Genomic DNA, 11334 nt, shown 5'->3' with positions numbered 1-11334 from the left:
GGCTTGCTCGCGAAGGGGCCGGCACATCCAGCATCGTTATCAGCGGGCACACCGCCTTCGCGAGCAAGCCCGCTCCCACAGAGGGGATTGGCGGTGTTATCAATCGAGGGGCAGGAGCATGGCGCAGCGTCGCTCGGCGGCAAAGCCATGCTCGATTTCTTTCTGCAGAGCATCGAGCAAATGCGCTTCGTGCTCACCGGGTGCGACTTCCACAAACCCCTTCCGCTGATAAAACGGCGCATTCCACGGCACGTCGCGAAACGTGGTCAGGGTCACGGCGTGCATCTGCTCACGGCGGGCATGTTCAATCGCGGCCAGCAGCAGTTGACGGCCCACGCTCTGACCCTGAAACACCAGGCCGACGGACAGTTCCTCAATGTGCAGTTGGTTGCCAACATCCAGCGCGCGGATAAACCCTGCCAGTTGCGCCGAGGTGGTTTCGGCGACCCAGACGTAGGCATTGTCGATGGCTTGGCGGTGTTGCGCGGCGCTGGCCACGTCGGTGTCGGCAAGCCAGGCGAGGGTCGGATCTGTGCGAAACAGCTCGGCGGCCGAGCGTTCGATGGCGGGGAGGGCGGCGGCATCATTCTGCCGCGCCCGGCGTACAACAAAACTCATGGTAAAAATCCCTGTAGGAGCTGCCGCAGGCTGCGATCTTTTTCCTGAAAGCGCAAAAGATCGCAGCCTCAATCAGTTCCTACAAGGGCTTCAGATACAACAGCACGTAATCGTTCTTGTCGAAACGCCCCGTCAGCACCGGTTGCAGGCTGGCCAGCGAGGTGCCTTGCAGCGATTGCAGGTCCTTGCTGTCCATCATCAGCCAGGCCGGGGCTTTGAGGGCTTCGAGTTGCTGGACTGTTTCGGTGAACTGCGGTTGCAGATCCTGCTCGACGTTGACCATGAACTTGATCGCCTTGGCGTCTTTGCCCATGCCGTGCAGCACCAGCGGGGCCGGGTTCTGCTGCACCTGCGCGAAGGCAGCACGACTGAAGGCCTGCGTGTCGTACAGACGTCGCTCTACCGGTTCGAACACCGCGGCATACACCGTCCACAACGCCAATACCGAGCACAGCGCCAACACTTCGGCCCGCCAGCGCGGGACCATCAGGCGCGACAACGCGAGCAATTGCAGAACGCCGAGCACGACCAGCACCAGGGTGATGCCGTCCAGCTGCTCGGGAAAACGGCGCTTGGCAACCAGCAGGGCCACCATCAACAGCCCCGGTGTCACCAGCCAAATGCCTTGAATTACCCCACGCAATACGCGGAACACTCGTCCGTGCAGCACCTGAAACGGGTACGCCGCGATGATCGCCGCCATCGGCAACATCGGCAGCAGGTAACGCGCCTTCTTCGCCTGTGGAATCGACAGACCGACCATGACGATCAGCCCGGCGGCCGCACAGTATTGCACCAGACGCAAGGCCGGCCCGCGCTGATGCGGCTTGCTCAGCCAGGTCGCGGCCAACGCCAGAATCGCCAGCGGATACGCCAGTGCGTAGTTGCCGATGGAGCTGGTGAAGTAATACAGCGAACCACTGACGCCCTCACTGCCGTCCATGCGCCCCATGAACTGCATGCGGATCACGTCCTGCAGGAAGGCTTCGCCACCGCTGAGTTTCGCCAGCCACAACAGCAGGCTGACACACGCTGCGAGTAACACAGAAGCGATCACGCCGAACACGAAGAGGCGTTTCCACTCACGGTTGAGCAGGTAGTAACTGCAGAGCATGCCGGTCGGTACCACCAGGCCGATAGGCCCGCGAATCCCGAAGCCCAGCAACAGCAGGACAAAGATCAGCGGCCAGCGCCGGCGCGAGCCGAAGTGGTCGTGTGCGTAGCCGAGGTAAAACACCGACAGCGCCACGGCGGCGAGCATCAGGTCTTGCGACACCGCGCGCACTTCGGTGACGAAGGTACTGGTGAGCATCAACAGCGCGATGCTGATCAGGGCCCAGCGTTGCGAATGCACCGCCAGCAACCGATACATCAACGTCACGATCACGCCGCCGGCAATCGCGCTCGGCAGCCATGCCGTCAGGGTGTTGATCGCGCCGAAGGGCAACGACAACAGCCAGATGAACAGCGTCGAGAGCGCTGAATAGTCGGCGTAAGGTTGACCGTATGTGGTCGGGAATACGGTCGGCCCGTGTCTCAGCATTTCCTGGGCAAACAGTACGAACCGTGAATCGAAGCCAATGGGAGCCTGTCCGTAAACCCCGGCTATGAACAGCAACAGCGCCAGCAGCCCTGCGATCAGGGACTGCCGGCGGATGACAGGCGACAACGTGATCAAGCGACGTCCGCTTTGTTAGGCCACTGTTGCAGCGGGATCGGCAGTTTGCGCGAATCGCCACGGCCGATCGGGAAGTACTTGAAGCCGTTGCGTGCCAGACGCTCGGCGTCGTACAGGTTGCGGCCGTCGAAGATCACCGGGGCTTTCAGGCGTTGCTCGATCAGGTCGAAGTCCGGCGCCTTGAACTGCTGCCATTCGGTGCAGATGATCAGCGCATCGGAACCCGCCAGCACCGATTCCGGAGTGCCCATCAGCATCAGTTTTTCTTCGTTCGGATACAGATGCTGGGTTTCCTGCATCGCTTCCGGGTCGAACGCGCGAACGCTGGCGCCAGCAGCGAACAACGAATCGAGCAGTACACGGCTCGGCGCGTCGCGCATGTCGTCGGTGTTTGGCTTGAACGCCAGGCCCCACAGGGCGAAGGTCTTACCGCGCAGATCACCCTTGTAGAAGGCGTTGATGCGGTCGAACAGCTTGTGCTTCTGCCGCTCGTTGATCGCCTCGACCGCTTGCAGCAGGTCGCTGGAGCAATGCGCCTGTTCGGCACTGTGGATCAGCGCGCGCATGTCTTTGGGGAAGCACGAACCGCCATAACCGCAGCCGGGGTAGATGAAGTGGTAACCGATGCGCGTGTCGGCACCGATGCCCTGACGCACCGACTCGATGTCGGCGCCCAGGTGTTCGGCCAGTTCGGCGATCTGGTTGATGAAGCTGATCTTGGTCGCCAGCATGCAGTTGGCGGCGTATTTGGTCAGCTCGGCGCTGCGCAGGTCCATGAACATGATGCGGTCATGGTTGCGGTTGAATGGCGAGTACAGGTCGCGCATCACATCGCGCACTTCGTCACCTTCGCAGCCGATGACGATGCGGTCCGGACGACGGCAGTCGGACACCGCCGAACCTTCCTTGAGGAATTCCGGGTTGGAGACGATATCGAACTGCAGCTCACGACCGGCCTTGTCCAGTGCGGCTTGAATGTGTGCACGCAGGGTGTCGCCGGTGCCGACCGGTACGGTGGATTTCTCCACCAGGATCAGCGGCTGCTCACGGTGGCGCGCCACGGCGTCACCCACCGACAGCACGTATTTCAGATCGGCCGAGCCGTCTTCGCTGGACGGTGTACCGACGGCGATGAACGCAACACGACCGTGCTGTACGGCAAGTTTTTCATCGGAGGTGAAATGCAGGCGGCTGGAGTCCAGGCCTTCGCGCACCAGGCTCGACAGGCCCGGTTCGAAGATGCTGACGTGACCCTGACGCAGCAGTTCGACTTTCTTCTGATCGATGTCCATACACACGACGTCGTGACCGACTTCGGCCAACACGGCGGCCTGCACCAGACCGACATAACCGCTACCAAATACTGTGATTTTCATGGAGCACTCCTGAATTCGGGCGCACGAGACGGACGAGTGTTAATAGTGATGACCCCGAGCATGACCAGTGCCACGCCCAGCGATTTAGTGAAACTGAACGATTCGTTGAACAGCGGCAGACTGGCCGCCAGCAGGTACACCAGCGCGTAGCTGATGCTCAATAGTGAATAAGCCCGGCCCAGCGGCAGATCGCGCAATGCCGCGAGCCAGCAGAGCATCGACAGGGCGTAGGCGAAAATCGCCGCCACCACCACGGCCAGTGCCGACAGATCGACACTGCCGGCGCTCAGCGCCGTCAGCCATTGTTCCGGTTGCGGCAGGCGCGTCATGCTCCAGCGCATGCCCAGTTGGGCGCCACTGACCAGCATTACGCTGCCCAGAGCAAAACCGATTCCACGAGCCTGGTTCATGACTGTTGCCCCAGCAAAACCACGCCGCCGATCACCAGCGCCACGCCCAGCCAATGCTGGCGGTCGATGGGCTCGCGAAAGACGAAGCGGGCAATCAGGGTGATCAGCACGAAGTTGAGGCTGAGCATCGGGTAAGCGATGCCCACTTCAAGACGTTGCAACACCAGCAGCCAGACCAGTAGCCCGCTACCCAGCGAAAACAGCGCCAGCCACAACCACGGCGAACGCAGTTTGTCGGCCCAGGACGAATCAACGCCGCGCCAGCTCTCCACGGCGAATTTCTGCGCGACTTGCCCCAGGCACGTCAGCAGACACGCCGTCAGTAACAGCAACCAACTCATGACGGATCCTTGGGCAGCACCATGATCACCAGATTGCCCGATTCGTAACGGGTACCGTCCTTGGGCAGCAGATCCAGCTCTTCGAGCTCGTCCTGGCCCTTGACGCGCATCAGCACACCGACCGATCCGCTGCGGCGCGCTTCGCGTACCCATTGTTGAACGTTGTCCTTGGTGAGTCGGCGTTCAGCGCCTTCCGGGTAGGACAGACCGTATTTGAGTTCGCCGACCGTGTTGTACAGCGCGACCTCTGGTTGTTTCATGCGCCAGGCCAGCGCTGCCGCCGCACCCAGATCATTGCTCAGCAGGTGCGTGGTGCCGGACAGTTCGGTGACATGGTGCCGGATGAACTGATCCGGGGTTTTGTTGGCCACCACCGACTTGGGCAACGCCGCCGGCAGGATCCCGGCCAGTAACAGACTGCCCAGCGCCGGCGCCGCCCAGCACTGCAACGGCAGGAACGCTTGCGCCAGGTTGGCGATGATCCAGCCGATCAGGGCGATGAACACCAGCACCAGGCTGTGCAGTTCGTGGTCGTACACCGGTTTGTTCAGTTGCAGGTAAACCAGTGCGATCAGGGTGACCACACCCAGCAGCAGGTTCAGCAGACCGTTGATCCCCAGCGCCCGACCTTGTTCCAGACGCAAGCGATCAGCCAGCGCATTACCCAGCAGCAGTGCCAATGGCAACAGGCACGGCAGAATGTAGGTCGGCAGCTTGCCGTTGCTCAGGCTGAAAAAGCCCAGCGGCAGCCACAACCACAACAACAGAAAGACCATGTTCGGCTGGGCCCGGGTTTGCCAGGCTTGCTTGAACGCGGTCGGCAACAGGCCAACCCACGGCAGGCTGAACGCCACCAGCAGCGGCAGGTAAAACCACCACGGTGCATCGTGCTGCGCATCGTCACCGGCAAAGCGGCGAATGTGTTCGTGCCAGAAGAAAAACCGCCAGTAATCCGGCTCCTGCGCGTGCACCGCCAGTGCCCACGGCAAGCTGACGATGATCGCGATGGCAATCGCCACCGGACCGAACACCAGTAGTTCACGCCAGCGTTTCTGCCAGAGCATCCACGGCAACGCGATCAGTACCGGGAGCAACCAGGCGAGAAAGCCCTTGGTCATGAAACCCATGCCGCAGGCCAGCCCCAGCAGCGCCCAGGCGCCCAGACGGTGCCCGGTGCTTTTGCTGTCAAGCGCAAACCACAGCGCCACCAGGCTCAGGTTGACCCAGAAGGTGAATTGCGGATCGAGGTTGGCGTACCCGGCCTGACCGGCGACGACTGTAAAGCTCATGTAGAGCAGGGCGCAGACGAAGCTCTTGCGCGGATCGTTCCATAACCTGCGCGCGACCAGGTAGGCCAGCAGCACACTCAACGCCGTGCTGAGTGCCGAGGCGAAGCGCACGCCGAACAGGTTCTGTCCGAACAATTCCTGGCCGATGGCGATCATCCAGTAGCCGGCAATCGGTTTCTCGAAATACCGCAGCCCCATGAAATGCGGCGACACCCAGTTGCCACTGAGCAGCATGTCCTGGCTGATCTGTGCGTAGCGGGTTTCGTCGGGGATCCACAGGCCATGGGTGCTCAACGGCAACAGATAGGCCAGCAGACAAAGGCCGACCAACAGCGGCAGTGCCCAGCGTCTGGTCATGCGCCTTGCACTCCCAGCCAGCCTTCACGGCCTTCGAGCACACCGCGTTGCACGCGGCCCACGGGCAGGGTGTTGAAAAACTCGGGCAACAAGTCGCCCAAGGGTTTGAAGTCAATATTGCGCTGGCGTGCATCGGCCAGCAATTGACGAAAGTCCTGAGCCATCAGAATCCCTTCTACTTCGGCATGAATGGTGTAGACGTTGAGTGCTTGCGCCTGGAACCGGTCGAGGATGAAGGCGTTGAAGTCCTTCGCCGCCACGTGCGGGCCGACGACTTCGTCGAAGGTCGGCAGGTCCACCGGAATCTGCGGAGTGCCCAGCGAACCGTCCGCCAGCAGCGGACGGAACAGGCTCTGCCCGCGGCAATCGCTGTTATAGCGAAAGCCGAAGGTCTGCTTGGCCTCGATCACGCGCTCGTCCGCACGCCAACCGGCGGCGGCCGAACACTGGATCTTTTCGCCGAGGATGTCGCTCAAGGTGTCGACGCCGCGCCGGATCTGTTCGATCAGTTGCGCGTCGCTCCAGCGCCCGGCGTTGGCCTGCCAGCCATGGTGATCCCAGGCGTGCAGGCCGACTTCGTGACCGGCGTCCCGGGCCTGACGCATCAGGTGCCCGAGATCACGGCCAATCGGTTTGCCGGGCCAGGCAGTGCCGGCCAGCAAAATGTCCCAGCCGTAGAGGCCGGCAGCGTTGGAGCGCAGCATTTTCCAGAGGAACTGCGGGCGGATCAGGCGCCACAGATGTCGACCCATGTTGTCCGGGCCGACACTGAAGAAAAACGTTGCCTTGACCTGCGCCTCGTCGAGCATCTCCAACAGTCGCGGCACACCTTCACGGGTGCCACGGTAGGTGTCGACATCGATACGAAGACCTGCCTGCATTACTTCTTGTCCGCGATTTCGAGCATGGCTTCACACAGGAAGAAGTCCAGGGTGTTGCCGATGGTCTCGCGCATTTCCACGGTCGGCTCCCAGTTCAGCAGGCGCTTGGCGTTGGCGATGCTTGGCTTGCGGTGTTCCACGTCCTGGTAACCGGCACCGTAGAACGCCTTGCTTTCCACGTCGCGGAAACCGGCGAACGGAGGGAAGTTGTGACGCAGCGGGTGCGCTTCGAACTGACGCAGCAGCTCTTCGCCCAGTTGACGGATGCTGGCCTCGTTGTCCGGGTTGCCGATGTTGATGATCTGGCCGTTGCAGACATCGTTGTCGTTGTCGATGATCCGCGCCAGGGCTTCAACGCCGTCAGCGATGTCAGTGAAGCAACGCTTCTGCTCGCCACCGTCGAACAGACGGATCGGCGTACCTTCCACCAGGTTGAGGATCAACTGGGTGATGGCGCGGGAGCTGCCGATACGCGCCGAATCCAGACGGTCCAGACGCGGGCCCATCCAGTTGAACGGACGGAACAGGGTGAAGTTCAGGCCCTTGGCGCCGTAAGCCCAGATCACGCGGTCCAGCAGTTGCTTGGAAACCGAGTAGATCCAGCGCTGCTTGTTGATCGGGCCAACGATCAGGTTCGAGCTGTCTTCGTCGAAGTTCTTGTCCTGGCACATGCCATAGACTTCCGAAGTCGACGGGAAAATCACGCGCTTGTTGTACTTGACGCAGTAGCGAACCAGTTTCAGGTTTTCTTCGAAGTCCAGCTCGAATACGCGCAGTGGGTTGCGGGTGTATTCGATCGGGGTGGCGATGGCCACCAGCGGCAGGACCACGTCGCACTTCTTGATGTGGTACTCGATCCACTCGGAGTGAATGCTGATGTCGCCTTCGACGAAGTGGAAGTTCGGGTGGCTGCGCAGACGCTCGATGGCGTCGGAGCCGATGTCCAGACCGTAGACTTCGTAGCGGTCGTCACGCAGCAGACGCTCGGACAGGTGGTTACCGATGAAACCGTTGACGCCCAGGATCAGTACGCGAGTACGACGTGGCGCACGACCGGATTCGGCACCGCGCAGCAGCGAGCCATCGACCAGACCCAGTTCGTTGGCCAGTTGCGGGCCGCTGAGGTACAGGCCGTTGTCGTTGCGCTGACCGGCGTTGATCACCAGCGAGTCCTGACCGCAGGCAATGCGCAGCGGATCGACGCTGATCACGCGGCCTGGCGCCTGACCTTCGTTGCCCTTGACGACTTCAGCGCTCCAGACGATCAGCTTGTGTTCGCCCACGGCGCAGAACGCGCCCGGGTAAGGACGGGTGACGGCGCGCACCAGGTTGAACAGTTCTTCTGCCGGTTTGGCCCAGACCAGTTTGCCGTCCGCCGGCGTGCGACGACCGAACACGGTGGCTTTCGATTCGTCTTGCGGAGTTTCAGTGATCTTGCCTTGCAGCATGTTCGGCAGGGTGTCGCGCAGCAGGTCGCTGGCGGCGGTGCGCAGTTTGGCGTGCAGGGTCAGGCCGGTATCACTGCGCTCGATGGCAACGCGCTGCTGGGCAACGATGGCGCCGGCATCAGCGCGCTTGACCATGCGGTGCAGGGTAACGCCGGTTTCGGTTTCGCCGTTGACCAGCACCCAGTTCGCCGGAGCGCGGCCGCGATAGCGTGGCAGCAGCGAACCGTGCAGGTTGAACGCGCCTTTTTTGGCCAGGGCCAGCAGTGGTTCGCTCAGCAGGTTGCGGTAGTAGAAGGAGAAAATGTACTCCGGGTCCAGCTTGGCGATGCGCTCGATCCACAGTGGGTGGTTGGCGTCTTCCGGGGCGTGGACCGGGATGCCTTTGTTGGCGCACAGCTGGGCAACCGACGCATAGAACGCGTTTTCTTTCGGATCGTCGGCGTGAGTGAACACTGCTGCAATGTCAAAGCCGCTGTTGAGCAGGGCTTCAATGCCGGCGCAGCCAATATCGTGGTAGGCGAAGACAACAGTTTTTGCACTCATGAGAGAACCTGATCGGAAGTGGAAGAAGTAGCGGTAGAAGAAAGACCATCAACGGTGACGGCAGGGGCCGGATCGGCCGGCTGGCTGCGCAACACCTTTTCGATGAAGAAACGTGGACGGGCGCGCACATCGCTGTACATGCGGCCGAGGTATTCACCCAGCAGCCCCATGCCGATGAACTGACCACCGGTGAACACGAACAGTACGGCGAACAGCACGAAGGTACCGTCACCGGCCCAACCGGCACCGAAGGCCAGACGCAAGACAATCAACGCAATCGCGAACAGCACGCCCAATCCGGCCATGGCGAAGCCGACGATGCTCAACAGACGCAGCGGGGTGGTGGTCATGCAGGTGACCAGATCGAACATCAGGTTGATCAGGCGCATCGGGCTGTATTTCGAGTCACCGTGTTCACGCTCGGCGTGGGCCACGACGATTTCGGTGGTGTGACGGGCGAAGCTGTTGGCCAGGATCGGGATGAACGTGCTGCGTTCGCGGCAGGCGAGCATCGCGTCGATGATGGTGCGGCGGTAGGCGCGCAGCATGCAGCCGTAGTCGCTCATGGCGACGCCGGTGGAGCGTTGCACGGCGAGGTTGATCAGCTTCGAAGGATAACGGCGCAGCGCCGAGTCCTGACGATTGCCGCGCACGGTGCCGACCACGTCGTAACCTTTTTCGGCTTCGGCCACCAGCCGGGGGATTTCCTCCGGCGGGTTCTGCAGGTCGGCATCGAGGGTGATCACCACGTCGCCCTTGCACTGTTCGAAACCGGCCATGATCGCGGCGTGCTGACCATAGTTGCGGTTGAGAATGACCGCCACGAACGGGCTGTTTTCACGCCCGGCGGCTTCTTCGAGCATGTTCGCCGATTCGTCGCGGCTGCCGTCGTCGACCAGCACGATTTCGAAATCGTGATTCAGTTGGCGGCAGGCCGCCTCGGTACGACGCAGCAGCTCGGGCAGGCTTTCCTGTTCGTTGTAGACCGGGATGACGATCGACACGCTACGGATTGGATAAGGTTTCACAGGCGTTTTTCCATGATGTGTGCGATGGCACCGACCACCCGGTCAAGGTCTTGACCGGTCATGTCGGGGAACAGCGGAATCGAGCACAGCCGCGCCGAGTTCCATTCGGTGTTGGGCAGGTACAGGTCGGGGTCACGCTGGCGATACCAGGTGTGCAGGTGGGTGGCGATGAAATGGATACCGGTGCCGATGCCCTGATCCTGCAACGCCTTCATGAAGGCTTCGCGATCCATGCCGCAACGCTCGCTGTCGATGCGCAGGATGAACAGGTGCCAGGCGTGTTGCTGGGCATAGGCGGGCAGGGCCAGCGGTTGCACCGGCAGGCCTTCGAATTTTTGCAGGTAGCTGGTGGCCAGTTCGGTGCGCCGGGCGTTGATTTCGTCCAGACGTTGCAGCTGCACCAGGGCAATCGCGGCGTTGATGTCGGCCAGGTTGTACTTGAAGCCCGGTTCCATCACTTGCGCCTGCGGCTTGCGGCCACCGGTCAGACGGTCATAGGCGTCAACGCCCAGGCCGTGGAATTTGAGCATGCGCACGCGGCTGGCGAGCGCTTCGTCGTCGGTGACGAACATCGCGCCTTCGGCACAGGTCATGTTCTTGATCGCATGGAACGAGAAGATCGCCGTGCCTTGCGAACCGACGTGGCGCCCCTTGTAGCGGGTGCCGGCGGCGTGGGCGGCGTCTTCGATGACCGGGATGCCGTGCTTGTCGGCCAGGGCATACAGCGGATCGAGATCGAATGCAGCACCGGCGTAGTGCACTGGAATGATTGCCTTGGTTCGCGGGGTGATGGCCGCTTCGATGCGCGCAGCGTCGGTCATCAGCGTGTCGCGGTCGACATCGACAAACACCGGTTTGGCGCCCAGCAGGGAGATCATGTTGGCGGTCGAGACCCAGGTCTGCGACGGGGTGATGACTTCGTCGCCCGGGCCGATGCCCAGGGCCAGCAGCGTGATGTGCATGCCGCCGGTGGCCGAAGACAAGGCCACCGCGTGCTTGCAACCCACGTACTGCGCAAACTGCTCTTCGAGTGCCTGGTTTTTCGGCCCCGTGGTGATCCAGCCCGAGCGCAACACCTGCTCGACAGCGGCAATTTCCTCATCGCCAATACTTGGGCGGGAGAAGGGGAGAAACGCCTGACTCATGGGCACCTCATTGCAAAAAATAAAAGGATGGACTCACGTAACTGTTGGATCCAACCACAGCGTAGACACAGAAAAGCGCTCCTGCATCAATAACTTGGCAAAAAAAGCATGACGTCGGGGATTGATTGACTTTTCACGATTTGCCCGGCAGGTTGGGGCATAGCCACTACCGAACCTATGGGAATTAAGGTTATGCCGGTTTTTGTGAAAGGAACATGAA

General features: G+C 61.5%; 9 protein-coding genes and 1 pseudogene. All 10 read right to left on the bottom strand.

All coding sequences use genetic code 11. The annotated features are described in order from the left end of the window. Positions 1-99: 99 nt before the first annotated feature. The 10 genes and pseudogenes from QMX91_RS01985 to arnB all read right to left on the bottom strand — a co-directional run bounded on the left by QMX91_RS01985 (position 100) and on the right by arnB (position 11114). Positions 100-618: a GNAT family N-acetyltransferase gene (locus tag QMX91_RS01985; protein WP_223007470.1), complete on the bottom strand. Its 519-nt coding sequence runs from the start codon at positions 616-618 to the stop codon at positions 100-102. Between the two features lie 79 nt (positions 619-697). After that, complete coding sequence (locus QMX91_RS01980; RefSeq protein WP_223007469.1) at positions 698-2296, bottom strand: glycosyltransferase family 39 protein; 1599 nt, start codon at positions 2294-2296, stop codon at positions 698-700. A gap of 15 nt (positions 2297-2311) precedes the next feature. Then, positions 2312-3672, bottom strand: a pseudogene (locus QMX91_RS01975) (UDP-glucose/GDP-mannose dehydrogenase family protein). Next, positions 3669-4082 (bottom strand): 4-amino-4-deoxy-L-arabinose-phosphoundecaprenol flippase subunit ArnF, encoded by a 414-nt coding sequence (gene arnF / locus QMX91_RS01970; RefSeq protein WP_223007468.1) that lies wholly within the window; start codon positions 4080-4082, stop codon positions 3669-3671. The pseudogene QMX91_RS01975 and the gene arnF overlap by 4 nt, the downstream one beginning before the upstream one ends. Then, a complete protein-coding gene (arnE, locus tag QMX91_RS01965; protein ID WP_097089729.1) occupies positions 4079-4423 on the bottom strand; it encodes a 4-amino-4-deoxy-L-arabinose-phosphoundecaprenol flippase subunit ArnE in 345 nt (114 codons plus the stop codon). The genes arnF and arnE overlap by 4 nt, the downstream gene beginning before the upstream one ends. Then, positions 4420-6069 carry a lipid IV(A) 4-amino-4-deoxy-L-arabinosyltransferase gene (gene arnT / locus QMX91_RS01960; RefSeq protein WP_223007467.1) on the bottom strand — a complete coding sequence of 550 codons (1650 nt, stop codon included), beginning with the start codon at positions 6067-6069 and terminating at the stop codon, positions 4420-4422. The genes arnE and arnT overlap by 4 nt, the downstream gene beginning before the upstream one ends. Further along, on the bottom strand, positions 6066-6950 hold the full coding sequence (gene arnD / locus QMX91_RS01955; protein WP_098963996.1) for a 4-deoxy-4-formamido-L-arabinose-phosphoundecaprenol deformylase: 885 nt from the start codon (positions 6948-6950) through the stop codon (positions 6066-6068). Before arnD ends, arnT begins: the two co-directional genes overlap by 4 nt. Continuing rightward, the gene (gene arnA, locus QMX91_RS01950; protein WP_282412174.1) at positions 6950-8941 is read right to left on the bottom strand and encodes a bifunctional UDP-4-amino-4-deoxy-L-arabinose formyltransferase/UDP-glucuronic acid oxidase ArnA; all 1992 of its coding nucleotides are present in this window, start codon (positions 8939-8941) and stop codon (positions 6950-6952) included. The genes arnD and arnA overlap by 1 nt, the downstream gene beginning before the upstream one ends. Further along, a complete protein-coding gene (gene arnC / locus QMX91_RS01945; RefSeq protein ID WP_134786352.1) occupies positions 8938-9969 on the bottom strand; it encodes an undecaprenyl-phosphate 4-deoxy-4-formamido-L-arabinose transferase in 1032 nt (343 codons plus the stop codon). Before arnC ends, arnA begins: the two co-directional genes overlap by 4 nt. Then, complete coding sequence (gene arnB, locus QMX91_RS01940) at positions 9966-11114, bottom strand: UDP-4-amino-4-deoxy-L-arabinose aminotransferase (protein WP_027611948.1); 1149 nt, start codon at positions 11112-11114, stop codon at positions 9966-9968. The genes arnC and arnB overlap by 4 nt, the downstream gene beginning before the upstream one ends. Between the last annotated feature and the right edge of the window lie 220 nt (positions 11115-11334).

Source organism: Pseudomonas sp. PS01299 (assembly GCF_029960145.1).
Lineage (GTDB): Bacteria > Pseudomonadota > Gammaproteobacteria > Pseudomonadales > Pseudomonadaceae > Aquipseudomonas > Aquipseudomonas putida_A.
The sequence above is the reverse complement of the archived record's forward strand: the minus strand, read 5'-3'. Positions and strand labels throughout refer to the sequence as shown.

Coding starts and splice junctions, on each gene's coding strand:
- QMX91_RS01985 (WP_223007470.1), bottom strand. CDS start 618: ATGAGTTTTGTTGTACGCCGGGCGCGGCAGAATGATGCCGCCGCCCTC.
- arnF (WP_223007468.1), bottom strand. CDS start 4,082: ATGAACCAGGCTCGTGGAATCGGTTTTGCTCTGGGCAGCGTAATGCTG.
- arnE (WP_097089729.1), bottom strand. CDS start 4,423: ATGAGTTGGTTGCTGTTACTGACGGCGTGTCTGCTGACGTGCCTGGGG.
- arnT (WP_223007467.1), bottom strand. CDS start 6,069: ATGACCAGACGCTGGGCACTGCCGCTGTTGGTCGGCCTTTGTCTGCTG.
- arnD (WP_098963996.1), bottom strand. CDS start 6,950: ATGCAGGCAGGTCTTCGTATCGATGTCGACACCTACCGTGGCACCCGT.
- arnA (WP_282412174.1), bottom strand. CDS start 8,941: ATGAGTGCAAAAACTGTTGTCTTCGCCTACCACGATATTGGCTGCGCC.
- arnB (WP_027611948.1), bottom strand. CDS start 11,114: ATGAGTCAGGCGTTTCTCCCCTTCTCCCGCCCAAGTATTGGCGATGAG.